25 protein-coding genes, 1 tRNA gene and 1 pseudogene are annotated in these 24569 nt (G+C 72.6%); 8 read left to right on the top strand and 19 right to left on the bottom strand.

Annotated features, from left to right (window positions below; genetic code table 11):
* Nucleotides 1-109: 109 nt before the first annotated feature.
* From IGS69_RS30380 to IGS69_RS30350, 7 genes are read right to left on the bottom strand one after another with little or no spacing between them, the layout of a single operon-like run.
* The gene (locus IGS69_RS30380) at nucleotides 110-799 is read right to left on the bottom strand and encodes an SDR family oxidoreductase (RefSeq protein ID WP_190903661.1); all 690 of its coding nucleotides are present in this window, start codon (nucleotides 797-799) and stop codon (nucleotides 110-112) included.
* Nucleotides 796-1677, bottom strand: a complete 882-nt coding sequence (locus tag IGS69_RS30375; protein WP_190903660.1) for a cupin domain-containing protein — start codon at nucleotides 1675-1677, stop codon at nucleotides 796-798. The genes IGS69_RS30380 and IGS69_RS30375 overlap by 4 nt, the downstream gene beginning before the upstream one ends.
* Nucleotides 1674-3035 (bottom strand): amidohydrolase family protein, encoded by a 1362-nt coding sequence (locus IGS69_RS30370; protein ID WP_190903659.1) that lies wholly within the window; start codon nucleotides 3033-3035, stop codon nucleotides 1674-1676. The genes IGS69_RS30375 and IGS69_RS30370 overlap by 4 nt, the downstream gene beginning before the upstream one ends.
* A 41-nt stretch (nucleotides 3036-3076) precedes the next feature.
* Nucleotides 3077-4057, bottom strand: coding sequence for an alpha-ketoacid dehydrogenase subunit beta (locus IGS69_RS30365; RefSeq protein ID WP_190903658.1), 981 nt, complete (start codon nucleotides 4055-4057; stop codon nucleotides 3077-3079).
* A complete protein-coding gene (locus IGS69_RS30360; protein ID WP_190903657.1) occupies nucleotides 4045-5022 on the bottom strand; it encodes a thiamine pyrophosphate-dependent dehydrogenase E1 component subunit alpha in 978 nt (325 codons plus the stop codon). Before IGS69_RS30360 ends, IGS69_RS30365 begins: the two co-directional genes overlap by 13 nt.
* Nucleotides 5022-6347, bottom strand: coding sequence for a M24 family metallopeptidase (locus tag IGS69_RS30355; protein WP_190903656.1), 1326 nt, complete (start codon nucleotides 6345-6347; stop codon nucleotides 5022-5024). Before IGS69_RS30355 ends, IGS69_RS30360 begins: the two co-directional genes overlap by 1 nt.
* A gap of 52 nt (nucleotides 6348-6399) precedes the next feature.
* Nucleotides 6400-7056: a helix-turn-helix domain-containing protein gene (locus IGS69_RS30350; protein ID WP_190903655.1), complete on the bottom strand. Its 657-nt coding sequence runs from the start codon at nucleotides 7054-7056 to the stop codon at nucleotides 6400-6402.
* Between the two features lie 186 nt (nucleotides 7057-7242).
* Between IGS69_RS30350 and IGS69_RS30345 the strand changes: the two genes are divergently transcribed.
* The 7 genes from IGS69_RS30345 (at nucleotide 7243) to IGS69_RS30315 (ending at nucleotide 14772) form a co-directional block, all read left to right on the top strand.
* Nucleotides 7243-8061, top strand: a complete 819-nt coding sequence (locus IGS69_RS30345) for a hypothetical protein (protein ID WP_190903654.1) — start codon at nucleotides 7243-7245, stop codon at nucleotides 8059-8061.
* Nucleotides 8062-8248: 187 nt separating this feature from the next.
* On the top strand, nucleotides 8249-9061 hold the full coding sequence (locus IGS69_RS30340) for an SAM-dependent methyltransferase (protein WP_190903653.1): 813 nt from the start codon (nucleotides 8249-8251) through the stop codon (nucleotides 9059-9061).
* Between the two features lie 44 nt (nucleotides 9062-9105).
* On the top strand, nucleotides 9106-10509 hold the full coding sequence (locus tag IGS69_RS30335; protein ID WP_190903652.1) for a type I glutamate--ammonia ligase: 1404 nt from the start codon (nucleotides 9106-9108) through the stop codon (nucleotides 10507-10509).
* Between the two features lies 1 nt (nucleotide 10510).
* A complete protein-coding gene (locus tag IGS69_RS30330; RefSeq protein ID WP_232543682.1) occupies nucleotides 10511-11650 on the top strand; it encodes an amidohydrolase family protein in 1140 nt (379 codons plus the stop codon).
* Nucleotides 11651-11726: 76 nt separating this feature from the next.
* Nucleotides 11727-12263 carry an NUDIX hydrolase family protein gene (locus IGS69_RS30325; protein ID WP_190903650.1) on the top strand — a complete coding sequence of 179 codons (537 nt, stop codon included), beginning with the start codon at nucleotides 11727-11729 and terminating at the stop codon, nucleotides 12261-12263.
* A gap of 46 nt (nucleotides 12264-12309) precedes the next feature.
* Nucleotides 12310-13641 (top strand): GAF domain-containing SpoIIE family protein phosphatase, encoded by a 1332-nt coding sequence (locus IGS69_RS30320; RefSeq protein ID WP_190903649.1) that lies wholly within the window; start codon nucleotides 12310-12312, stop codon nucleotides 13639-13641.
* A 111-nt stretch (nucleotides 13642-13752) separates the two neighbouring features.
* On the top strand, nucleotides 13753-14772 hold the full coding sequence (locus IGS69_RS30315) for an MASE1 domain-containing protein (RefSeq protein ID WP_190903648.1): 1020 nt from the start codon (nucleotides 13753-13755) through the stop codon (nucleotides 14770-14772).
* Between the two features lie 11 nt (nucleotides 14773-14783).
* Here IGS69_RS30315 and IGS69_RS30310 read toward each other — a convergent pair.
* Nucleotides 14784-14857 (bottom strand) — tRNA-Pro (locus IGS69_RS30310).
* Nucleotides 14858-14965: 108 nt separating this feature from the next.
* Between IGS69_RS30310 and IGS69_RS34845 the strand changes: the two are divergent.
* Nucleotides 14966-15160: pseudogene (locus IGS69_RS34845) on the top strand (transketolase); the annotation flags it as partial.
* Nucleotides 15161-15267: 107 nt separating this feature from the next.
* Here the strand turns inward: IGS69_RS34845 and IGS69_RS30300 are convergent.
* The 11 genes from IGS69_RS30300 to IGS69_RS30250 form a co-directional block, all read right to left on the bottom strand.
* The gene (locus tag IGS69_RS30300; protein ID WP_190903646.1) at nucleotides 15268-15624 is read right to left on the bottom strand and encodes an MmcQ/YjbR family DNA-binding protein; all 357 of its coding nucleotides are present in this window, start codon (nucleotides 15622-15624) and stop codon (nucleotides 15268-15270) included.
* Between the two features lie 30 nt (nucleotides 15625-15654).
* Nucleotides 15655-16182 carry a GNAT family N-acetyltransferase gene (locus IGS69_RS30295; protein ID WP_190903645.1) on the bottom strand — a complete coding sequence of 176 codons (528 nt, stop codon included), beginning with the start codon at nucleotides 16180-16182 and terminating at the stop codon, nucleotides 15655-15657.
* Nucleotides 16179-16772: a helix-turn-helix domain-containing protein gene (locus IGS69_RS30290; protein WP_385864653.1), complete on the bottom strand. Its 594-nt coding sequence runs from the start codon at nucleotides 16770-16772 to the stop codon at nucleotides 16179-16181. Before IGS69_RS30290 ends, IGS69_RS30295 begins: the two co-directional genes overlap by 4 nt.
* Before the next feature lie 25 nt (nucleotides 16773-16797).
* Nucleotides 16798-17700, bottom strand: coding sequence for a LysR family transcriptional regulator (locus tag IGS69_RS30285; protein ID WP_190903643.1), 903 nt, complete (start codon nucleotides 17698-17700; stop codon nucleotides 16798-16800).
* A gap of 36 nt (nucleotides 17701-17736) precedes the next feature.
* On the bottom strand, nucleotides 17737-18930 hold the full coding sequence (locus IGS69_RS30280) for a glycine C-acetyltransferase (RefSeq protein WP_190903642.1): 1194 nt from the start codon (nucleotides 18928-18930) through the stop codon (nucleotides 17737-17739).
* Between the two features lie 36 nt (nucleotides 18931-18966).
* Nucleotides 18967-19995, bottom strand: a complete 1029-nt coding sequence (tdh, locus tag IGS69_RS30275) for an L-threonine 3-dehydrogenase (protein ID WP_190903641.1) — start codon at nucleotides 19993-19995, stop codon at nucleotides 18967-18969.
* 180 nt (nucleotides 19996-20175) lie between these two features.
* Nucleotides 20176-20748 (bottom strand): GAF domain-containing protein, encoded by a 573-nt coding sequence (locus IGS69_RS30270; protein ID WP_190903640.1) that lies wholly within the window; start codon nucleotides 20746-20748, stop codon nucleotides 20176-20178.
* A 61-nt stretch (nucleotides 20749-20809) separates the two neighbouring features.
* Entirely contained in the window at nucleotides 20810-21439 is a 630-nt protein-coding gene (locus IGS69_RS30265; protein ID WP_190903639.1) for a GTP-binding protein, read from the bottom strand.
* Nucleotides 21417-21788 (bottom strand): DUF742 domain-containing protein, encoded by a 372-nt coding sequence (locus IGS69_RS30260; protein WP_190904707.1) that lies wholly within the window; start codon nucleotides 21786-21788, stop codon nucleotides 21417-21419. Before IGS69_RS30260 ends, IGS69_RS30265 begins: the two co-directional genes overlap by 23 nt.
* A 2-nt stretch (nucleotides 21789-21790) precedes the next feature.
* Entirely contained in the window at nucleotides 21791-22222 is a 432-nt protein-coding gene (locus IGS69_RS30255; protein WP_030840841.1) for a roadblock/LC7 domain-containing protein, read from the bottom strand.
* Nucleotides 22223-22292: 70 nt separating this feature from the next.
* Entirely contained in the window at nucleotides 22293-24554 is a 2262-nt protein-coding gene (locus IGS69_RS30250) for a sensor histidine kinase (protein WP_190903638.1), read from the bottom strand.
* Nucleotides 24555-24569: the final 15 nt, after the last annotated feature.

The raw sequence follows: 24569 nt of genomic DNA, 5'->3' as shown, positions 1-24569 counted from the left end.
GCCCGTGCCCTGCACGAGGCGGGGCTGGGCGGTCCGCGGTGTGTGCGGTCCTGGTGGCTTGCCCCAGGTGCAGGGCGTCCGGCCGGAGGCGGTCCCTTGCCGCCGGGCCTCACCCGAGCAGCCAGCCCCCGTCCACGGTCAGTTCGACCGCGTTCACCGACCGGTTGCGCAACAGGAAGTCCACCGCGTCCACCACGTCGGCCATCGCGGTGAGCCGCCCCGTGGGGGTCTCGGTGCGCAGCGTGGCGAGGACCTTCTCCGGCTTGGCCTGCCAGTACGGGCTGTCACCCACGACCCCGGGGTGCACGGCGTTGACCCGCACGGGAGCGAGCTCCACGGCGAGGGAGTTCATCAGGCCGCGCACCCCCGCGTTGACCGTCGCCACCGTCGTCGCACCCGGGTAGGGGCGCTCCTTGGCCTGGCCGCCGAAGAGCACGATGGCGCTGTCGTCGTGCAGCCGGCCGCGCAGCGTGTGCACGACCTCCGGGTAGCCGACGAGTTTGAGTGTGACCAGCCGCAGGGCGGCGTCGATGTCGTACTCGGTGACCTTGTTGTCGTCGCGCGAGACACCCGCCATGACCAGGTGGTCGACGCGTCCCACGGCGGCCAGGGCCGCCGCGATCTCCAGGGGCCGTTCCAGGTCGAGGGCGAGTCCGCGCGCGCCCACCTCCTTCGCGACCACGTCGGCGCGCTGGGCGTCGCGGCTGGTGAGCACCACGTCGTCCCCGCGCTCGGCACGTGTGCGGGCGAACTCCAGCCCGATCCCGGACGTTCCGCCGACGACGAGCACACTGCTCATGACTTCTCCTCCAGTGCCGCGCGCAGGTAGTCCCAGTCCCGCGTGAACCGGTACGAGTGCCGCGACGGCGGTTGCGGCGCCTGCGTCTCCAGCCAGCGCAGGGGCCCGTGGCCCGCGTTGACGAAGCCGTGCACGCAGCCGGCGCCCGCCCAGGCCAGATCGCCGGGCTCCAGCCGGTACCGCTCGCCGTCGAGGGTGGCCTCCGCGACCCCCTCCAGGATCAGATACGTCTCCTCGAAGGGGTGGTCGTGGGTGCCGATGATCCCGTCGGACGCGTACTGCACCATGAACATCGTCGAGGCGACCGCGCCCAGATCGCCGTCGATCATCATCTTCACCGTGATCCCGCTGTAGACCAGCAGCGCGGTCCGCATGCTCGCCGTGGCGGCCAGCAGGTCCTGGGACTGCCTGCCGGGGTCCATCTGGGCGGGCTCGAAGTGGCCGAAGGCACGGGTGCGCGGGTCGCGGACGTCGACCCGGGCCGGCTCGCGCGCGGGCAGGTCCGGCACGGCCTGGGTGTCGTGTCCGTAGCGGGCCCGCGGCACGGGGGCCAGCATGTCCGCCCAGCGTCCGCCGGTGCTCCCGGCCCCGCGCCAGGCGTGCGGGACACCGGTCGGCAGCAGGCCGTGGTCGCCCTCCTCCAGCAGGTACGAGCCCTCGGGCACATCGAGGATCACCGCCCCGTCCAGGACGAAGAAGGTCTCCTCGTAGGAGTGCACATGGGCGGGCACCCGGCCGTCGGGCCGCAGTTCGCACAGGCCGAAGCCGGTGTGGACGCTGCCGTCGTCCTCGCCGACCAGCGTCCTGCGCCGGTGGCCGTGGCCGTCGTACGGCGGCTCGGGCAGACCGGCGGCGTGGCGCACCAGATGGTTCGTCATGCCGGTGCCTTCGCCCCCTTGGCCTCCTTCGCCTCGAGGAGCCGGTCGCGGGCCTCGCCGACGAGCCGCAGGGCGCGTGCGGTGTCGCCGAGGAGCCGTCCGTCGCGTTTGTGGATCACGCCGTCGACGAGGACGGTGTCCACGTTGGAGACGTCGGCGCACAGGGTCACCGCGGCCACGGCGTCGTGCACCGGGGCGACGTTCAGAGCGGTGGCGTCGATCGCGACGATGTCGGCGCGCTTGCCGGGGGTCAGGGAGCCGGTGCGGTCCTCGAGCCCGGCGACGTGGGCGCCGTTCACGGTGGCGATCTCCAGCATCTGACGCGCTGTCAGCATGCTGCTGGGCACCGGCATGTTGGCCTGCCAGCAGTCGGCGTTGACGCGGGCGCGTTCGGCGCCGAAGGCCGCCCGGATCTGGGTGAACATGTCGCCGGGCACGGTGGTGACGACGTCGATGCTGAGCGCGGGCCGCAGACCGTGCTCGATGGCCTGCATCACGGGCGGCCAGCCGTGCCCCATCTGGAGCTCCACCTGCGGCGCGACCGACACCGTGCCGCCGCTGTCGGCGACCATCCGCCACTCCTCCTCGCTGAGGTAGCAGCTGTGGACGTAGGTGGTGTCCGGGCCGAGCAGCCCCAGGTCGTGGAGGTGCTTCACCATGCCGAAGCGGCCGGCCAGCCGTCCCATGGCCACGTGCACGGTGATCGGGAGGCCCAGCTCGCGTGCCAGGGCCCACTCGGCCGCGACGACCTCGTCGACGCAGAAGCCGGGGCCGCGGGTGGCGAGCCCCATGGTCAGCAGGCCGTCGTCGGACGCGAAGTGCGTGGAGCGGATCCGTCGTACGTCGTCCGCCGGGATCGCGATCGTGCTCTCGAACCAGTACTCGGCGAGGGAGGTGTTGGCGCTGCCGTACGCGTACTGCGCCCGGATCCCGGACTCGCGCAGGCCCTGGATCGCCGCGTCCGGGTGTTCGGGGGTGTTGTTGATGTGCGACCAGTCGACGAGCGTGGTGATACCGGCGTTGAGGCACTCCAGCGCGCCCGCGAGGTTGCCGGCGTACACGTCCTGCGGGGTGTACAGGGGTGCGAAGGTGTCGAGGATGTCGACGAAGTAGTCGTCGAGGGTGGCGTCGGGGGCGACGCCACGGATGGGCGCCTCCCAGGTGTGGCGGTGGGTGTCGACGAAGCCGGGGATCACGATGTGCCCGGTCATGTCGAGGACTTCGGCGTCGGCGCTGATCTCGGGCTCGACGGCCGTGATCCTGCCGTCCTCGACGAGGACGTCCCCCTGGGGGAGGTCCCCGATGTCCGGGTCCATCGAGATCACGTGACCGGAGCGCAGCAGTGTCCTTGTGGTCATCGCGCTTCCTCCCATGGGGTGTTCGGTGGCGGATGTGCGGCTCAGTACGCGGCGAGCCCGCGGACCTCCGTGACGACCTTGTCGACGGTCGGGACGACCTGCTGCTCCAGTGCGTCGGCGAACGGCAGCGGGACGCACTCCCCCGCCACCCGCCGCACGGGCGCGTCCAGCAGGCCGAACCCCTCGTCGGCGACGATCGAGACGACGGTGGCGCCCCAGCCGCCCTGGTACGGGTTCTCCTCCACGGTGACGAGCCGGGAGGTCTTGCGCAGCGAGGCGAGGACGGTCGCGGCGTCCAGCGGGACCAGGCAGCGCAGATCGACGACTTCGGCCTCGATGCCCTCCCCTGCCAGGATGTCGGCGGCCTTCAGTGCCAGGGGGACCGTCGAGGCGAGCGCGACGAGCGTGATGTCGCCGCCCTCGCGGACGACGGCGGCCCGGCCCAGCTCGACGACGTGACCGGGCGGCGGCGGTGGGCCCTTGGTCGCCAACAGGGCCTTGTGTTCGAAGAAGACCACCGGGTCGTCGCTGCGGATCGCCGCGGCCAGCATGCCGATGACGTCGGCGGGTGTGGCCGGCGCCGCGATCTTCAGCCCGGGGACGGTCAGGGCCCAGTTCTCGGTGGCCTGGGAGTGCTGGGCGCCGAAGCCGAGTCCGCCGCCGTTGGCGGTGCGCACGACGAGGGGCACGGTCACCTGGCCGCCGGTCATGTAGCGGACCTTGGGGATCTCGTTGGCGAGGTAGTCCCAGCAGCAGGCCAGGAAGTCGGAGAACATGATCTCCGCGACGGGCCGCATCCCGGTCATGGCGGCGCCCATCGCCGCGCCCGCGATGGCCTGTTCGGAGATGGGCGTGTCCCACACCCGCTCGGGTCCGAACTCCTTCAGCAGCCCCGTGGTCGTCTTGAACACCCCGCCGGCCTCGGCGATGTCCTCCCCGAGACACACCACCGACGCGTCCCGCCGCATCTCGCGGGCGATGCCCTCGGCGACCGCGTCCCGGTAGGTGATCAGGTCCGCCATGCGGCACCTCCGTCGGCCCACACGTCGGTCAGTGCCTCGCGCGGATCGGGCGGCGGCGCGGCCTTCGCCGCCGCCACGGCCCGTTCCACCACGGCCCGGGCCCGCTCGTCGGCCTCGGCGACCGTCTCCGCGCCGACCCCGAGCTCGGCGAGGCGTCCCCGCGCGAGGTCCAGCGGGTCGTGCTTCAGCCAGCGTTCGACCTCCTCGGCCGGGCGGTAGGCCGCCGGGTCGGCGCGGCTGTGCCCGAAGTGGCGGTAGGTCTCCGCCTCCAGCACGGCGGGCCCGTCTCCGGCCCGGGCCCGTCGCGCGAGCCGCCCCACCGCCTCCTCGACCGCCACGACGTCGTTGCCGTCGACGACCTCGCCCGGGATGCCGTGGGCGGGGGCCCGGTCGGCGGCGGGACGGGGCACGGCCGTGACGTCGGCGATCGGCGTGTACTCCATGTACAGGTTGTTCTCGCACACGAACAGCACCGGCAGCCTCCACACGGCGGCCAGGTTGAGCGACTCGTGGAAGGCGCCGATGTTGGTCGCGCCGTCGCCGAAGAAGGCGACCGCGAGCTGCTCGGTGCCGCGCAGCCGGGCCGACCAGGCCGCACCCACCGCCATCGGAAGGTGCGCGCCGACGATGGCGTACGAACCGAGCATGCCGGTGGCCGCCTTGGTCAGGTGCATGGAGCCGCCCTTGGCCCCGCACAGCCCGGTCGCCCGGCTCATCAGCTCGGCGAGGCACTCCTCGGGGGTGGCGCCCCGGGCGAGGGCATGGTGGTGGCCCCTATAGGTGGCGAACACATAGTCGTCCGGGCGCAGGGCCGCGCTCGCCCCCACGGCGATCGCCTCCTGCCCGGCGGCGAGGTGGGTGGTGCCCTTCACCAGGCCCTGGAGGAACAGGTCGTGGGCGGCCTTCTCCGTACGGCGGATCACGGCCATCCGCTCGTACCGGTCGAGGAGCGCGCCGGCGTCCATCAGCGGTCCCCGGTGTTGAGGTGGGACTGCGCCTCACGGCAGGTGTTCAGTTCGCCGCCCACCGTCCAGTACTTGCGCCCGGCCACCAGCAGTTCCTCGGCGGGGAACTTGGTGATGACCTCGCAGCCGTCGGCGGTGACGACGAGTTCCTCCTCGATCCGGGCGGCGGACCAGCCGTCGGCGGCCGGCCAGTACGTCTCCAGGGCGAACACCATGCCCTCTTTCAGGACTTCGGGGTGGTCCAGGGAGACCAGCCGGCTGAAGATCGGCTTCTCCCAGATCGACAGGCCGACGCCGTGGCCGTACTGGAGGGCGAAGGCGGCGGTCTCGTCGGCGAAGCCGAACTCCTCGGCGCGCGGCCAGACCCGCACGATGTCGGCGGTGGTGGCGCCCGGCCGGACCAGCGCGATCGCCTCGTCCATGTACTCCCGGCAGCGCACGTACGCGTCCCGCTGCGCCCGTGAGGCACTGCCCACGGCGAACGTGCGGTAGTAGCAGGTGCGGTAGCCGAGGTGGCTGTGCAGGATGTCGAAGAACGCCGGGTCGCCGGGGCGGATCAACCGGTCGCTGTAGACGTGCGGATGCGGTGAACAGCGCTCGCCCGAGATGGCGTTGACGCCCTCGACGTACTCGCTGCCGAGGTCGTACAGCACCTTGCTGACGACGCCGACGCACTCGTTCTCGCGCACGCCCGGACGCAGGTAGCCGTACAGCTCCTCGTAGGCCGCGTCGACCATGGCGCACGCCTGGGTGAGCAGGGCGATCTCGTCGCCGGTCTTGATGCGGCGGGCCTCCAGGAAGACCTGCTGCCCGTCGACGACGTCGATGCCCTCGGCGCGCAGCGCGGCGAGCACCGGCATCTCGGCGACGTCGACGCCGAGGGGTTCGCCCGCGAGCCCGTGGTCGCGCAGCTCGGAGGCGATCTTGGCGGCCACGTCCTCGGCGATCCCGGCGTCCGGGTGGAAGGCGCCGCGCAGGGTGGAGATGCCGGCCCGGGCGCCGGTGGGCGGGCCGCCCTTGCCGTCGCTGTAGTCGAGCCACGGGTTGTACAGCTGGTGATGGCGGGCGGCGGAGCCGAAGTCCCAGACGACCGGTTCGCCGTCGCGCACCAGCAGGGCGAAGCGGATCAGCTTGTCCATCGCCCAGGTGCCGATGTGGGTGGCCGTCATATAGCGGATGTTGGCGAAGTCGAAGCTGAGCACCGCGCCGAGCCCGGAGCGGTTCAGGGACTCGTGCAACCGGGCCAGCCGCTGCCCGCGCAGCCGGTCCAGGTCGATGCGCTCTTCCCAGTCGACGGCGTTGGGTCCATATGTGCGGATCGCCATGGCGACCACCCCCACTTCGGAGTGAACGCCCGTGTGCAATGGGTGTCAAGTGTCACTGAACATCGCCGGACACGAACCAGACGCCCACAGCCGGTACCTCTCCATCGTTGCGGTAACGGTGGGGGGTCGTCGACTCGAAGCAGACGGAGTCACCCGCCCGCAGCGTGTACTCCTCGAACCCGAGGGTGAGGACCAGCTCGCCGGAGGTCAGATAGCCGTACTCGGTGCCCGCGTGCCGCATCAGCCCGCCCGAGCCGGAGGACGAGCCGCCGGGCCGGTACGTCACCAGCAGGAAGTCGGCCTCCGCGCCCGGCACCCGCCCGAGTCGCTCCCACACGACTCCCGAGTCCAGCTCCAGGGTCTCGCGTCCGCCCGAGCCGACCAGGGGGCCGATCCGCCGCCCCGGACGGGCGGCGAAGGCGGCTAGGGCGTGCGGCACGGCAGCCTCGCGGACGGCCTTCGAGGCGGTCTCCGGAACCGTCTCCCGGACGGTCTCCCCGGCGTCGAAGAGGGACTCCACGGAGATCCCCAGCGCCGTGGTGATCGCGTACAGCGTGCTGACGGACGGCTGGCTCTTGCCGGTCTCGATCTGCGACACCAGACTCGCCGACACACCGACCTCCCGGGCGAGCGCGCGCAGGCTCGTACCGCGCTCCAGGCGCGCCTGCCGGATGCGCGCGCCGACGGGCGGCACGACGGCGGATGACACGGGCGGCTCCTCTGCTCGGACAGCGTCACGCTTGTGCAGTCTCATTGAACAGCGCGTGGAAGGCCTGACGCCAGGAGTCGGCGTTCTGGGGAATCGCTCACCCGAACGGTCCGCCGCCGGTGGTGGGCTGTCGGCGCCGGTGGTGCGCTGAGGGCACGCGCGCCACGCTCTCAGGAGGCACTCCCGATGACCCGTCGTCCGGCCCGGCTCGTCCGCGTCCTCTCCTCCACCCTGGCGGCAGGCACGCTGCTCTCCACCGCCGCCTGCTCGGACGACGGCGGCACGGAGGGTTCGCGCGTCTCCGGCGTCACCGCGTCCCAGGTCGCCGAAGCACGGCAGACCCCCTCCCCCACCGCGACCCTCTCCACGGAGGGTGCCCGCACCGCGCTGATCACCGAGGCGGACATCGAGGACGACTGGACGCAGGTCAAGGACACGGAGGCCGAGAACTGGCACGACAGCCTGCTCATCGGCACGGTCGACGTGTCCGACTTCGTGTCCGGCAAGGCCCAGGCGTCCGACTGCCAGCGGCTCATCGACTCCCTGTACGACGACGATCTGCTGGGCCGGCCGTCGGGCGCGTCCGCGCTGCGCGGCTTCGAGCAGGGCGACTCCCGCCTGCTGTACCAGGTCGCCTCCTACGACCGGACCGATCCGCAGGACTCCCTGAACTGGATGGCGACGCTGCCGGAGAAGTGCGACCAGTTCACGGTGACCGACGGCAAGGAGAAGCGCACCGTCCAGGTCATCGAGACCTCGGTGCCCAAGGTGGGCGACGCCCGGCAGGGCCTGCGCGTGACGGTGCAGGGCTCGGTCGACGGCAACGACGCCACGCTGACCCTCGACGTCGGCGCCGTACGGGTCGGCGACGACGCGATCACCGTCACGGCGGGCGGGCTCGACGGGGGCGAGGACGACTCCATGAAGCAGGCGGCGCAACAGGGCACCCAGCGGCTGAAGGACGTCCTGGCCGGGAAGTCGCCCGCAGCGAGCCCCACCACCTAGGCCGCCCCCGCTCGCCCCGGCACGACGGGAAGCCCCTCACCACGGGAAGCCCCCTGCGACGGGAAAGCCCCTTTCCAGCCTCAACCGCCGTACCCGCTCCGCCGGTTCCCGGGACAGCGTGATCACCGGAGCGGCACAATGGCGGCGGCGACCGGCCTCGGTCGCGCGTGCGAGGAGAGGACGAGTCGTGAGTGATGGCCACACCCCTTCGGGAGGGTCGGCGAGGCTGAACACCGGTGTGGCGCACAACGCGCGCGTGTGGAACTACTGGATCGGCGGCAAGGACAACTACGAGGTCGACCAGCAGGTCGGCGAGCACGTCGCCGGCATGTTCCCGATCATCCGGGACATCGCCCGCGCGGACCGGGACTTCCTCGGCCGGGCCGTGTCGTTCCTCGCCGGTGAGCGCGGGGTGCGGCAGTTCCTCGACATCGGCACGGGACTGCCGACGGCGGACAACACCCATGAGATCGCCCAGCGGATCGCGCCCGACTCGCGCATCGTCTACGTCGACAACGACCCGATCGTGCTGGTGCACGCCCGCACCCTGCTCACCGGCACCCACGACGGCGTCACCGCCTACATCGACGCGGATGTGCACGACCCGGACGCCATCCTCGAACGGGCCGGGCAGACCCTCGACTTCACACAGCCCGTCGCCGTGATGATGCTGGGCATCCTCAACTTCGTCCTGGACGTCGACAAGGCCCGGGAGATCGTGCGCCGGGTGATGGCCGCGGCACCGTCCGGCAGCTTCCTGGTCCTCACGCACCCGACCTTCGACGACGAGCTCGGCGGCGCGGGCCAGATCCCGGCCATGAAGTTCTGGAACGAGAACGCCACTCCCCCGATCACGGCCCGCAGCGGCGCCGACATCGCCGCGTTCTTCGAGGGCCTCGAGGTACTCGAACCGGGCATGGTGTCGTGCGGGCAGTGGCGCGCCGAACCCGGATCGGCGGTGCTGGTACCGCAGTACGGCGCGGTGGCCGTGAAGCCCTGACGGCGCCGCCGCCGTCGCACCCGACGCACAACCGCGGAGGACGCATGACCACCCTGGCCGATCCCGTGCCCGGCGGACGCCCCGGCGACGTCGAGCGGGCCACCGCGCTGAGCGGCGAACTCGCCGGGCGGGGTGTGCACGGCATCGTGCTGGCCTACGTCGACACCGCGGGCATCGGCCGGGTGAAGACCGTCCCGACGGCCCGGCTCGCCTCCGCGGCCGCCTGGGGCGTCGGCATGTCACCGGTGTTCGACACGTTCCTGGCGAACGACTCCATCGTCACCACCGACGTCCTCGGCTCCCCCGACGGCGATCTGCGCCTCTACCCGGACCTCGACCGGCTCGTCGCCCTGGCCGGGCAACCCGGCTGGGCGTGGGCGCCGGTGGACCGCGTCACGCAGGACGGGGAGCGCCATCCCTGCTGCACCCGCACGTTCCTGCGGCGGATCGTCACCGAGGCGGCCGCGCGGCACGGCCTCGCCTTCAAGGCCGCCATCGAGATCGAGTGGACCGTGGCCCGGGGCGACGCGCCCGGTGACGCGTTCGTCCCCGCGACGACCGGACCGGCGTACGGGGCGACCCGTCAGGTCGAGCTCGGGGACTACACCGCCGACCTGCTGGCGGCGTGCGCGGCCCAGGGCGTCGACGTCGAGCAGGTCCATCCCGAGTACGCGGCCGGGCAGTTCGAGATCTCTGTGGGTGCCGTCGATCCGGTGGCGGCGGCCGACCGCAGTGTGCTGGTCCGGCAGACTGTCCGGGCGGTGGCTCAGCGGCACGGACTGCGGGTCTCGTTCGCCCCGGCCGTCGTGGGCCGGGGCGTCGGCAACGGCGGGCACGTCCACCTGTCCGCCTGGCGCGACGGGGCGAACCTGCACGCCGGGGGCGCGGGCCGCTACGGCATGACGGCCCAGGCGGAGTCCTTCACGGCCGGCATCCTCGCCCACCTTCCCGCCCTCACGGCCGTCACCGCCCCGAGCCCCGCCAGCCATCTGCGGCTGAGGCCCTCCCAGTGGGCCGGGGTGTTCACGGCCTGGGGCCGCGAGACCCGGGAGACCGCGCTGCGGGTCGTCACCGGCACCGCGGGGCTGCGCGACCGGGCGGCCAACCTGGAGATCAAGCCCGTCGACCTGGCCGCCAACCCCTACCTCGCGATCGGCTCCCTGATCGCCGCCGGTCTCGACGGCCTCACGTCGTCCGCCGCCCTGCCCGACGAGACCACCGGCGATCCGGCCCACCTGGACGAGGCGGAGGCGGCGGCCCGGGGCGTGCGCCGGCTGCCGGACTCCCTGGAGCGGGCCGTCGGGGCCTTCCGCGAGGACGAGACCCTACGGACGGCCCTCGGCCCGGTCCTGGCCGATGCCGTCATCGCCGTCCGGCGCGGCGAGCAGGCGTCCGTCGCCGGGCTGGACGACGACCAGGTGGCGGCGGCGTACCGCTGGGTGTACTGACGTGAGCGCGGTCCGTGAGGCTCTCGACTCCCTGCGGCTGGTCGACCACCACTGCCACGGCACCGTCGCGGCCGACCTCGGCCGGGACGCCTTCGAGTCCCTCCTCACCGAGGGTGAGGCGTGGCCGGGGATCTCGCCCTTCGACAGCCCGGTGGGCGTGGCCGTGCGCCGTCACTGCGCTCCCCTGCTCGGCCTGCCCCGGCACGCGCCCGCCGGGGAGTACCTCGCCCGCCGCTCGGAACTCGGCCCGCGCGAGGTGCAGTGCCGCTTCCTGCGCGCCGCCGGTACGGACGTCTTCTGCGTCGACACCGGCTACGCGCCCCACCCCCTCACCACGCCGCGGGAGATCGCCGAGGCCGCGGGCGGGACCTCGTACGAGGTCGTACGGCTGGAGGGCGTCGCGGAGTCGGTGCAGGCCGCAGGGGTCGAACCGGACGCCTACGCGGACCTCTTCCACGCGGCCGCGCTGGAGGCCGTGCGCCGGCCCGGGGTGGTGGGCGTGAAGTCGGTGGCGGCCTACCGCACCGGCTTCGACCTGGACCCGGCCCGCCCCGCGAAGGCGGAGGTCACCGAAGCGGCCCGGCGCTGGCTCACCAAGGGCGGACGGCTCGACGACTCGGTCCTCGTACGGCACCTGCTGTGGACCGCCGTCGACCTCGGTCTGCCGCTCCAGCTGCACACCGGGTTCGGTGACAACGACATCCGGCTGCACCGCGTCGACCCCACCCATCTCACGGACTGGCTGCACCTCACCGCCGGGACGATCCCCGTCCTGCTCCTGCACTGCTGGCCCTACCAGCGACAGGCGGCCTACCTCGCCGCGGTCTTCGAGCAGGTGTACCTCGACGTCGGACTCACCCTCCACCACGTCGGTCCCGCCCGGGCCGACGCGGTCCTCGCGGAGGCCCTGGAGATCACACCGTTCCGCAAACTGCTGTACAGCTCCGACGCCTACGGTGTGGCCGAGTTCTACCACCTCGGGGCGCTCGCCTTCCGGCACGGGCTCGCGGAACTGCTCCAGGAGCGCGTGGACGCCGACGAGCTGTCCCTGCCGGACGCGCTGCGGATCGCGCGGTGGACCGGGCGGGACAACGCCCTGCGGGTCTACCGGCTACCGGATCACGGGCCGCAGGACGATTGAACAGGCGTGTGGCCGGTCACAGTTCTCCTCAAGCGGCTACCCAGGACGTCCGAACGGCTGAAAGTATGATCAAGCAATGTCTGACATGACCGAAACCACGCCCGGCTGGCTGTCCTCCGACGAGCTGGAGATGACACGTGCCCGCATGCCGATCCTCTACGTCGAGGCCGTCCCGGTCCGCGTCGACGACAGCGGCGAGGTGACCAGCGTCGGCCTGCTGCTGCGTATCGGCCCCGACGGCACGGTCAGCCGGACGCTGGTCTCCGGCCGTGTGCTGCACCACGAGCGCGTCCGCGACGCCCTCCTGCGCCATCTGGAGAAGGACCTCGGCCCGGTCGCGCTGCCCCGCGTCCCGGCGTCGCTCCAGCCGTTCACGGTCGCGGAGTACTTCCCGACGCAGGGCATCACGCCCTACCACGACCCGCGCCAGCACGCGGTGTCCCTGGCCTACATCGTGCCGGTGTCGGGCGACTGCCGGCCCCGGCAGGACGCGCTCGACCTGGTGTGGTTCAGCCCTCAGGACGCCGTCTCGGAGGCGATGCAGAGCGAGATGCCGGGCGGGCACGGAGTGCTGCTGAAGCAGGCGCTGGCGCATGCGGGCTGCGCGATCTGAGGCCTAAGCTTTCACGTGACCGCCCTCCGGCCAGGAGGTGCTCGTGATGGCCGCGGAGCAGAACCCGTTTCCGGGGCAGCCGCACCTGCCCGACCTGCATGTGCGCCTGCGCACGGAGCTGAGCCGGATCGACGAGCAGCTGCGCGCCCTGCTGGACGCGATGGACCGGATGCAGGGCCTGCTGGACGCCGTGGTGGCCATCAGCCGCGAGGTGGAGCTCCCCGCCGTACTGCACCGCATCGTGACCACGGCCATGGACCTGGTCGGCGCCCGTTACGGCGCCCTCGGCGTGCTCAACGACACCGGTGAGCACCTGGAGGAGTTCATCACCGCCGGCCTCTCCGGGCGGGAACGCGCCGACCTGGCCGAGACCGGTCTGCCGACCGGCCGGGGCGTCCTCGGTCATCTGATCAGCCATCCCGAGCCGCTGCGGATCGGCGACATCCCGGCCCACGCCGCCTCCGTCGGCTTTCCGCCCGGCCACCCGCACCTGCGGACCCTGCTCGGCGTCGCCATCGCCGTCCGGGGCGAGATCTACGGCGATCTGTATCTCTCCGAGCGGCGCGACGGGCAGCCCTTCGACGTCCATGACGAGAACGTCGTGATGGCCCTGGCCAGCGCCGCCGGCATCGCGATCGAGAACGTCCGTCTGTTCGAGCAGGTGCGCGTGGGTGCCGAGCAGTTCCAGCGGCTGCTGCTGCCGACGCTGCCCGACCTGCGGCCGTTCGCCGCCGCGGCCGTCTACCGGCCGGCCGCCGAGCCCAGCAGGCTCGGCGGGGACTGGTACGACGCGATCCCCCTGCCCGACGACGTCGTGGCGGTCGTCATCGGTGACGTCGTCGGACATGATCTGCACGCCGCGGCGGCCATGGCCTCCACGCGCAACATGCTGCGCGCCCTGCTCTTCGACCGGGAGAGTTCACCGGGCGGGGTCCTGGCCCGGCTCGACCACACGCTCCAGGCGGTCACGCCCAACCCCGTCACGACCACCGCACTGGCCCGGATCGAGCCGGAGGGACCCGGCTGGCGGCTGCGCTGGAGCACCGCCGGGCATGTCCCGCCCCTGCTGATCACTCCGGAGCGCCGGGTCGAGGTCCTGACCGCCGAGCCCGGTCTGCCGCTCGGGGTCGACCCCGACGAACCGCGCCCCGACCACTCCCGCTTCCTGCTCCCCGGCACCACCCTGGTCTTCTTCACCGACGGTCTGATCGAGCACCCCGCCCACCCCATCGACCGGAGCCTGGGCCAGCTGGCCGAGCTGGCCGCGGTCCACGCCGCCCTGCCCATGCGGGACTTCGTATGCGCTCTGGCCGACGACCATCCCAGCGACGGCCACGACGACATGGCCCTCCTCGCCCTGCGGACCCCGGCGGCCTGATGCCCGGGCGCCGGGCCTCGGTGAAAGCCGAACACCCAGCTCAGCGGCCTTGTGGAGGATCCGGGGAATCCAGCGGATGATGGTCGGGGGGATGTCGATGCGGAGGCCCCGATGACGGTCGCGCGGCTGGCACGGCCCCGGCGCGACGTCCGGGTCGCCCTGGAGATCTGCGCCGTCGCCGGGCTGTACTACGGCGCGGCCGAGCTGGGGCTGCTCCAGCAGCTGGTGCGGAACCAGGTCACGCCGCTGTGGCCGCCGAGCGGTATCGCGCTGGCGAGCCTGCTCCTGCTCGGACCGCGGGTATGGCCCGGAATCGCGCTCGGCGCGTTCCTGGTCAACATCACGCTGGGGCCGTCGCTGCCGGCCGTTCTCGCGATCGCCGCGGGCAACACGCTCGCGCCGGTCTGTTCGTACGTCCTGCTCCGCCGTGCCGGGTTCCACAACGAACTGGACCGGCTGCGGGACGCGCTGGCCCTGATCTTCCTCGGGGCCTTCACCGGGATGCTGATCAGCGCCACGGTCGGCAGCGGGACGCTGGCCCTGACCGGGGTGCTGGACGCCGGCGACTTCGCGTCGACCTGGTCGGTCTGGTGGACCGGTGACGCGATGGGCGTCCTGGCGTTCACCCCGGTGCTGCTCCTGCTGCGCTCGGCCCACTGGCCGCGGGGCGTCTCACCGGCCCGGTGGGCGGAGGGGATCCTGCTGGTGGCGGCCACGGTCTGCGTGGGTTTCGTCGAGACCAGCGAGACACCGCTGCTGTTCCTCGGCTTCCCGCTGCTGATCTGGGCCGGCTTCCGCTTCGGGCTGCCCGGGGCCGCGCCCTGCGCCCTCGCGGTGTCGATCTTCGCGATCGTCGCGGCCGGGCAGAAATCCGGCCCGTTCGCCGGCCACGACCTGTTCACCAACATGATCACCCTGCAGGCGTTCAACGCTTCCGCCTCGCTCACCGCGCTTCTGCTCGGGGCGGCCGTCGGGGAACGCGCCCAGACCGAGCGGGAGATCGCGCAGGCGTGCAGGCAGCTCGCCGAGATGGCGACAAGAATCGCCACCAGCGACCGCAGGCCGGCACTCCCCGTCCGCAGAAATGATCAAGAGGCCGTATCCGTGGAATCCGATACGGCCTCTGAGTGACTGCCTCACAGTCGGGACGACAGGATTTGAACCTGCGACCCCTTGACCCCCAGTCAAGTGCGCTACCAAGCTGCGCCACGTCCCGCTGCCCGTCTGACCTGGGAGTTCCCCCGGCCGAACGCGCAGGGAAACAATACCGCACTCGCACCCGTGATCGCGCATCCGTTTCCGGGCGGGAGCCGCTTGACCGTATGACGGCTTGGCCGGGGCCGCCCGCCGCCATCCCGGGCAGGTCGTCGACGCCGGCATCCGGGAGCAACTCCTGATCGGAGCGGCCGCCGGGCTGGCGCTGACCGGGCTGCGGCCCGTCGTGCACACCTTCGCAAGCTGCCTCGCGGAGCCGGCCTTTGAGCAGGTCAAGCCGGATCTCAGGCACCATGCCGCGGGCGACGAGGGCGGCCGGGACCGACGTCGTCCTCGTCGAGCCCTGCCTGGCGGGCGAGCCCATCTCGGGATTCCTCGGGGCGGCGGTCCGCGGCTGAGGTCAGGAGGGCGTCACTCCGCGGGCAGGCCGAGCCGGGGATGGGCCTGAAGGAGCGGGGCCGGGGCCGCCTGGCGCCAGGAGTCGGCGAGGATGTCCCGCAGCTCGCCCTCGTCCTCGATGGCGTCGAGCCGGGCCCGCACCCAGGCGAACTGGGACTCGTGGTCGGCAATCCAGAACTTCCCCGGTTCGGCGAGCACCAGTTCGTCGCGCTCCTCCTTGGGGCAGCGCACGGCGATGGAGGTCTCGTCCTCCGGCAGCGTGGCGAACATCTTTCCCGCGACCCGGAAGGTGGGCATGCTCCAGGCGATCTTCTCCGTCGTGTCCGGCAGGGACAGGGCGATCCGTCGTACGTCTTCGGCATCCGGCATGGCAGGCACCGTATCGGCTCCCACCGACAATCACCTGGTGGGAGCGGTTTCCGGGACGTGCTTGTAGTAGATCGTCGTCGGCCGCAGCACACCGCCGGGGTCGGCCGCGAAGTCGGGGATCGCGCCGACGGGTGTCCAGCCGTTGGACCGGTACAGCTGTTCCGCGGGGCTGCCGGTCTCGGTGTCCAGGTGCAGGAGGGTGATGCCGGCCGCCTCGGCCGCGGCCTCCGCCGTGGCCAGGAGCCGGCGGCCGAGGCCGCGCCCACGGGCGTCCGGGTGCACCATCAGTTTCACGAGCTCGGCGCGGTGGCGGCTGTTGGGCTTGTCAGGGAAGGCCAGGCTGACGGTGCCGAGCACCCGCTCGCCCTCGCACGCCACCCACACGGCGAGCCGGCCCGCGGCGACGTCGGCGGCCCGGCCCTCCCACCAGGCCAGGGCGTCCGCCCGGCCGAGCGGGGCGAGGAAGCCGACGGAGGCACCCCCGTTCACGGTGCCGGTCAGCAGATCTGCCAACTCCGATGCCCTGTGCAGCAGTTGCACCTCGTCCAGTCGGTTCACGGCCGCACCACCGCCAGCAGATAGCGCACGCCCCCGGGATCCGCGCACCGGAACCGGGTCGGGCCCCACACCCGCATCCGCAGGCAGTCACCCGTGTCCAGACGGTGCTCGGTGTCCTGCGCGGTCACGTCCAGGGCGCCTTCCAGGATCCAGATGTGCTGCTCCAGTCCGGCCACGGGCGGACGGTCGTAGGTCAGGTCGGCACCGGGGGCGAGGCGGGCCTCGACGAGTTCACCGCGCAGGGCGGAGTGCGGCGGTGACACGGACCGGCGCACGAAGCCGGAGGCGCGGTCCTGCCACACGGGCTGGGCGGTGGAGCGGACGACGGTCTCCGGTTCGGCCTCGACCTCGCTGAGGAGCTGGGACATGGTGCGCCCGTAGACGGCGCACAGGCGGTTCAGGAGGGAAGCCGTGGGGCTGATCTCCGCCCGCTCGGCCCGGGACAGCGTGGACCGGCTCACCCCGCTGCGATCGGCCAACTCGCCCAGGGACCAGTCGCGTTCGGCCCGCAGCTCGGCCAGGCGTGCACCCAGCCGGGCGTCCACGGGATCCGTCTCTTCGCTTCTCACATCCGGGACGCTATCCCGCATATGAGACAGGCGGGTTACGGAACGCTCACAGCCGGGCCGCCGCGCCGAGTGCGTCCAGCACGGGGCGGATCAGGGGGTGTTCCTCGGCTCCCCTGCGAACGGCGGCGAAGACCCGGCGGGTGGGGGGCGTCCCGTCGACGGGGCGTACGACCACTCCGGTGAGGTCCATGCCGCGCAGCGCCGAGCGCGGCACCAGGGCGACGCCCGCGTCGGCCGAGGCCAGGGCGACGACCGCGCGGAAGTCGTCCGAGGAGTGCTCCATGCGGGGCTGGAAACCGGCGTTCTCGCAGGCCAGGATCACCACATCGTGGCAGGGGTTGCCCGGGTACGGGCCGATCCACGGGTCCTTGGCCAGCTCGGCGAGGGGCACCTCGGCCGCATCGGCCAGGCGGTGGGTGACCGGGACGACCGCGTCGAAGGGCTCGGCGTACAGAGGTACGTGGGCCAGTCTCGGGTCGTCGGCGGGCGGGGCCCCGCGGTACTCGACGGCGACGGCGGCGTCGACCTGCCGGTCCAGCACCATCGGCAGGCTGGCGTCGCCCTCGGCGTCCTGGACGCGGATGCGGATCCCGGGCGCCGAGCGGGCGAGAGCGGCCACGGCGGGCGCGACGACCAGGGCGATGCCGGTGGCGAAGGAGGCGACCGTGACGGTGCCGGCCGCTCCCGAGCTGTACGCGGCGAGCTCGGCCTCGGCCCGCTCCAGCTGGGCGAGGACCGCGTTGGTGTGGTTGAGCAGGATCTCGCCGGCGGGGGTGAGCCGCACCCCCTTGGCGCCGCGCTCGACGAGCCGGTGGCCGGTCTCCTGCTCCAGGGCGGCGAGCTGCTGGGAGACGGCCGACGGGGTGAGATACAGCGCGGCGGCAGCCGCGGTCACCGTACGGTGGTCGGCCACCGCCCGGAGGATGTGGAGCCGCCGCGCTTCGATCATGCGATCGATTGTCTCAAATGCGCCCCGCGCCGGCGGTCAGCCCTCCAGCTGGGCCCGCGCCGCCACGAAGGCGTCGACCGCGCGGTTGACGTCGTCCGTGGAGTGCGCGGCGGACAACTGGACGCGGATCCGGGCCTGGCCCTGCGGCACCACCGGGTAGGAGAAGCCGATGACGTAGACGCCGCGCTCCAGCAGCAGCTCCGCCATGCGCCCGGCGACCGCCGCGTCGCCGATCATCACGGGGGCGATGGCGTGGTCGCCGGGGAGGACGTCGAAGCCCTCCTCGGTCATCCGCCCGCGGAACAGGGCCGTGTTCTCGGCCAGCCGGACCCGCAGGTCGTCCGCCGCCTCCAGCAGATCGAGGACCTTCAGGGAAGCCGCCGCGATGACCGGGGCGAGGGTGTTGGAGAACAGGTACGGCCGGGAGCGCTGGCGCAGCAGGGCGACGATCTCGGCGCGGGCGGCGACATAGCCGCCGGAGGCGCCGCCGAGGGCCTTGCCGAGGGTGCCGGTGATGATGTCGACGCGGTCCATGACGCCGTGCAGTTCGGGCGTGCCGCGGCCGCCGGGGCCGACGAAGCCCACGGCGTGGGAGTCGTCGACCATGACCATCGCGTCGTAGCGGTCGGCGAGGTCGCAGATCTCGCGCAGCGGGGCGACGTAGCCGTCCATGGAGAAGACGCCGTCGGTGACGATCAGGCGGCGGCGCGCGTCGGAGGCCTCCTTGAGCCGGGCCTCCAGTTCGGCCAGGTCTCGGTTGGCGTAGCGCAGGCGGCGGGCCTTGGACAGGCGGATGCCGTCGATGATGGAGGCGTGGTTGAGGGCGTCGGAGATGACCGCGTCCTCCGGGCCGAGCAGCGTCTCGAAGACGCCGCCGTTGGCGTCGAAGCACGAGGAGTAGAGGATCGTGTCCTCCTGGCCCAGGAAGGCCGACAGGCGCGCCTCCAGCTCCTTGTGCACCTCCTGGGTGCCGCAGATGAAGCGGACCGAGGCCATGCCGTAGCCCCAGCGGTCCAGGGCCTCGTGGGCGGCGGCGACGACCTCCGGGTGGTCGGCGAGGCCGAGGTAGTTGTTGGCGCAGAAGTTCAGGACCTCGCCGGGACGGCCGCCCGCGGTGACGTTCACGGTGGCGGACTGCGGGCTGCCGATCACGCGCTCGGGCTTGTGCAGGCCGGCGGCGCGGATCTCGTCGAGGGTGGCACGCAGGTCGTCGCGCACGGAGTCGAACATGGGGGAAGCTCCTAAGGTGCTCGCGGAGAAGGGGGGTTACGCGGTCCAGTCGAGGATGACCTTGCCGCCGCGGCCGCTCGCCGCGTCCTCGAACGCCGCCTCGTAGTCGCGGTGGCCGTAGCGGCCGGTGATGACGGGTGCGAGGTCCAGGCCCGCTTCGAGCAGGACCGACATGGCGTACCAGGTCTCGAACATCTCGCGGCCGTAGATGCCCTTGATGGTGATCATCGAGGTCACGACGCGGGCCCAGTCGACGGGGAACTCCTGCGCGGGCAGGCCGAGCATCGCGATCCGGCCACCGTGCGTCATGTTGGCGATCATGTCGCGCATGGCCTCGGGACGGCCGGACATCTCCAGGCCGATGTCGAAGCCCTCGCGCAGTCCGAGCGTGCGCTGCCCGTCGGCGATGGTGGAGCCGGAGACGTCGAGCGCGAGGCTGACACCGATCTTGCGGGCCAGCTCCAGCCGCTCCGGGCTGACGTCGGTGATCACGACGTTGCGGGCGCCGGCATGCCTGGCCACGGCTGCGGCCATCAGGCCGATGGGCCCCGCGCCGGTGATCAGGACGTCCTCGCCGACGAGCGGGAAGGACAGAGCGGTGTGCACGGCGTTGCCGAACGGGTCGAAGATCGCTGCCACGTCGAGGTCGACAGGCACCCGGTGCACCCAGACGTTGGCGGCGGGCAGGGCGACGTACTCGGCGAACGCCCCGTCCCGGCCCACCCCGAGCCCCACGGTCGCCCGGCACAGATGCCGGCGCCCGGCCAGGCAGTTGCGGCACTTGCCGCACACCAGGTGGCCCTCGCCGCTGACCCGGTCGCCGACCCCGATGTCGGTGACGTCGCGCCCGGTCCCGACGACCTCGCCGACGAACTCGTGTCCGAGCACGAGCGGGGTGCTGATCGCCTGCTGGGCCCAGCCGTCCCACGCCCGGATGTGCAGGTCGGTGCCGCAGATCCCGGTGCGCAGCACCTTGATGAGTACGTCGCCGGGCCCGACGGCGGGCTCGGGGACGTCCGCGAGCCACAGCCCGGGTTCCGCCTTCTGCTTGACCAGCGCCTTCACCGCTACGGCTCCTGGGGGTGAGTCCCGGCTCCGGGTACGCCGAAGGAACCCCTGGGCCGGGAGAGGAGTGGGATCGCACTGAAATCTGCCGTACGGCGGGCGCGCCGGTCCATCGAGGATTTCTTAAGCGCCGCCGCAGCTTTCCTTCACGCCCCGGGAGGCCCGCGGGAGCTGCGGGCTTCAATAGGGCGGCAGGCCGTCCCGGCTCTCCAGCTCCACGACGAGCTGCGCGGCGTGTTCCTTGATCGCCGTCAGGCCCGGCTTCCCCCACGGCCGCGGCTCGACGTCCGCGACGCTGATGGTGCCCAGCACCAGGCCCGTGCCGTCGATGAGCGGCGCCCCCAGATAGGAGCGGATGCCGAACTCGTCGACCACCGGATTGCCCGCGAACCGCGGATAGTCGCCGACGTCCTCCAGCGCCAGGGCCTTGCGGCGCGCCACTACATGGGGGCAGAAGCCGTGGTCGCGGGGCAGGGCACGGCTGAGGCGCGGGCTGGTGCCGTCGCTGCGCACCACCGGCGCCACGGCCGGCACGTGCAGGCCGGCGTAGAACTGCCCCTGCTCGTCGGGGAGGTTGACCATGGCGTACGGCGCACCGGTGAGCTCGGCGAGGCGGTGCGCGAAGGAGTCCAGTGCGGGTTCGGGGCGCTCCCCCAGGCCCAGTCTGCGCAGTCGGCGGGTGCGGGCGGGGGCCTCCTTGTCCTCGGGTGTGAGCAGCAGACGACCGGCCGGGCGTGGCGGGTCGTAGGTCATGGGCATGCTCCTGGGTTGTGGACTCGCGTCATATAGGGCCTCGATGGCGGGTGTGAGGGGGTCATGTGTGGGCGCCGTACCCCGTCGCGGGGGCCGGGGTGTGGGCGATGAGGTGGCGCACCAGGGTCAGCAGGGTCTGGACCCCGGAGCTGGAGATCCGCGCGTCACAGCACACGACGGGCACGTCGTCGGAGAGGTCGAGGGCACCGCGCACCTCCGCGGGGTCGTAGCGGTAGGCGCCGTCGAACTCGTTGACGGCGATGATGAAGCCGAGGCCGCGCTGTTCGAAGAAGTCGACGGCGGCGAAACACTCCTGCAGCCGTCGGGTGTCGGCGAGGATGACCGCGCCGAGCGCGCCCTCGCACAACTCGTCCCACATGAACCAGAATCGCTCCTGGCCAGGTGTGCCGAACAGGTACAGCACGTGTTGCGGGTCGAGGGTGATGCGGCCGAAGTCCATGGCCACGGTCGTCTCGACCTTGTTCTCGATGCCGTCGAGGTTGTCGGTCGCGGCACTGACGGTGGTGAGCAGTTCCTCCGTGCTGAGCGGCGCGATCTCGCTGACCGCGCCGACGAAGGTCGTCTTGCCCACGCCGAACCCGCCCGCCACCAGGATCTTCAGTGCGGTGGGGAACGGGTCGGCGCCGTGGCGCGGCCCGTCGGTGTAGTCAGAGCTGTCGTCGTAGTCCATCGAGCACTGCCTCCAGAAGGGCCCGGTCCGTCGGGTTGTGGTGGAACGCGGGGGGCTTGGTGGTCAACGCCCCGCAGTCGACGAGGTCCGCCAGCAGCACTTTGGTGACGGCCACCGGCAGCGTGAGATGGGCGGCGACCTCGGCGACGGCGACGGGCACCCGGCACCGTTCGAGCGCCTGCGCGTGCTCGGGGCCGAGATAGCCGAAGGGGGTCGCCCCGGTGGCCATCACCTGCGAGACGAGGTCGAGCGCGACGGTCGGACGGGTGCGGCCGTTGCTGACCGTGAACGGCCGCACCAGCCGCCCGGCCGCGTCGTCGAGCCAGGGCCCGTCACCGGCCGCCGTCACGCTCAAGGCCTCATCGCCGGGGATTCGACGGACTGCCGGGGAGCGGTCACCAGGTAGGGGCGGACGCTCTTGACCAGCATCGCCATCTCGTAGCCCAGCACGGCCGCGTCGGCCTCGCGGCCGGCCAGCACGGCCAGGCAGGTGCCGGAGCCGGCGGTGGTGACGAACAGCAGGGTCGAGGCGAGTTCGACGACGACCTGCCGCACGTCGCCGCCGTCACCGAAGCGGACACCGGCGCTGCGGCCGAGGGAGTACAGGCCGGAGGCCAGGGCGGCCATGTGGTCGGCGCTGTCCGGGTCGAGACCGTGCACGGACTTCACGAGCCCGTCGCAGGACAGCAGCACCGCGGCGGTCGTGTGCGGTACGCGCTGCACGAGGCCGCTCATCAGCCAGTCGAGGTCGGATACATGGGCGGTCGGCGCATCGCTCGCCATGGTGGATCGACTCCTTGGGGTACGAAGGTCTGCGGGAGCGCTGGGGGTGGGGGTGGGAAGGGGGGGGTGGTCATCCGGCGGGTGCGCTCCCGTCCTGCCGGGTGGTGGTCGTGCGGTGGTCGGAGCGGGACCCGGGCGCCGGCCTGTCCGAGGGGGACAGCTCCGTGGGGAGCGCCTCGAGGTGGACCGGGCGGAGGGGCGTCGGGTCCCTGTGGGTGGAGCCCGTGGGTGCCGGGTCCGTGTGGGCGGAGTCCGCGTAGGAGGAGTCCATGTGGGCCACCTCCATGTGGGCGCCCTCCGTGTAGGAGGAGTCCATGTGGGCGGCCTCCGTGTGGAGGGACTCCGTGTGGGCGGACGCCATAGGGGCGGACTCTGTGTGGGCGGACGCCATGGGGGCGGACTCCGTGTAGGCGGACGACGTGTCGCCCCACTCTGTGGTGCCGGCCTCCATGCTCTGCTGGGTCTCCGCGAGGCTGATGCCGCGCTGGAAGGCCGCCATCAGACCGGGGTCGTGGCCCACGAGATGCTCGGGGTCCTGGCGTGGCGTCGGGCCGTCGCGCAACTGGGGCACGATGTGCTCCTGGGCGCGTCGACGGGGCAGTTGGGGCTTGCCCATGGTGCCGCGGACGGTGCCGTTGCGGGGGGTGGGCGGCTCGGTGACGTTCTCGGCGAGCGTCCGCCGGTCGTCGGGACCGATACCGGGCCGTGCCTCGGCCGGGGTGGGACGCTCCCGGCGGGCCCCGCGCATGGGCAGGGGCGCGGGCCGGCCGTCCGGTGCGCTTCCGCCCTGGGCCGGTTCGGACCCCTGCTCGTGCCCTCGGGGCGCGGGGGACGCGGTGGACGCGGGGAACGCGGGGGACGCAGTGAGCGGAATCGACGGCCCTGCCCCGGACGCGGGCAGCGGCACGGACGAGACCCCGGCCGCACCGCCGTCGACGACGGACAGCCCCCTGGACACGCCTCCAGCACCGGCACCGGCACCGGCACCCGCACCCGCACCCGCACCCGCGGCAACCCGCCCGTTCTGCCCGTCCTGCCGCCCCGGCACCGCCGGACGATCCGCACGGGGGGCACCTCCCGCGGGCTGCCCCGCTCCCCCGGGCGTTCCCGCCCCCGCCTCCGCTCCCAGCAGCGCCTGCGGTACGACGAGCACCGCCTGCACCCCGCCGTAGATGTTGGTCTGGAGGCGGACGGTGATGCCGTGCCGCCGGGCGAGCTGGGAGACGACGAACAGGCCGATGCGGCCGTCCGCGAGGAGCCGGGCGACGTTCACCTGGTCGGGGTCGGCGAGCAGCGCGTTCATCCGCGTCTGCTCCTCCAAGGGCATGCCGAGTCCGCGGTCCTCGACCTCGACGGCGAGCCCGGAGGTGACGAGGTTGGCGCGCAGCAGGACCTGGGTGTGCGGGGCGGAGAACACCGTGGCGTTCTCGACGAGTTCGGCGAGCAGGTGGATGACGTCCGCGACGGCGTGGCCGCGCAGCTGCCCGTCGATCGGCGGCACGAGCTTGACCCGCGAGTACTGCTCGACCTCGGCGATGGCCGAGCGCAGCACCTCGGTCATGGAGACCGGGTTGCTCCACTGGCGGCGGGAGACGGCGCCGCCGAGCACGGCGAGGTTCTCGGCGTGGCGGCGGATGCGGGTGGCGAGGTGGTCGACGTGGAAGAGCCCCTTGAGCAGTTCGGGGTCCTCCATCTCGTTCTCCAGCTCGTCGAGGATGGAGATCTCGCGGTGCACCAGGGACTGCAGCCGCCGGGCGAGGTTGACGAACACCTCGAGCTTCTGCTCGCTGCCGGCCTGGCTGGAGAGCTGGGAGGCCTGTACGACGGCGGTGACGGCGCCGTCGTGCGCGCGGGACAGGTCGGCGGCGAGGAGGTCGAAGTCGTCACCGTCCTCGGCGGGACCCGCGTGACGGCTCGGCGGGGCGAGTTGCGGCGGGCCGTCGCCGCGGCGCAGCGCCTCGACGAGGGTGCGCAGGTCGGCCTCGCGCCGTGCGGTGCCGCGGCGCAGGACGCCGATGCGGTCGTGCACGGACCGGGCGGCCCGGTTGGCGGCGATCGCGGCGACGACGATGCCGACGAGGGCCACGAAGACCGCACCGCCGAGCACGGCCCACAGGGTGAGGCCCGGCCGCGTTCCGGTGGACCGGACGGTGAACAGGACGGCGGCGCAGCCGCTGAGGGCGACGGCGACGGGGGGCAGCACCGCGAGACGCAGGAGCTGGGGCCGTATGTGGGTCTCGGGCAGCGCGGGTGCGGTGCGGACGGCGGGCCGCCCGTGCCGCCCGCCCTCACGGCGGTCTGCGCGTGTGGCCGGGGCGCGGAGGTGAGACATCGGTGTCCTCGTGCT

The organism is Streptomyces tuirus (assembly GCF_014701095.1).
Classification (GTDB): Bacteria; Actinomycetota; Actinomycetes; order Streptomycetales; family Streptomycetaceae; genus Streptomyces; species Streptomyces tuirus.
The sequence above is the reverse complement of the archived record's forward strand: the minus strand, read 5'-3'. Positions and strand labels throughout refer to the sequence as shown.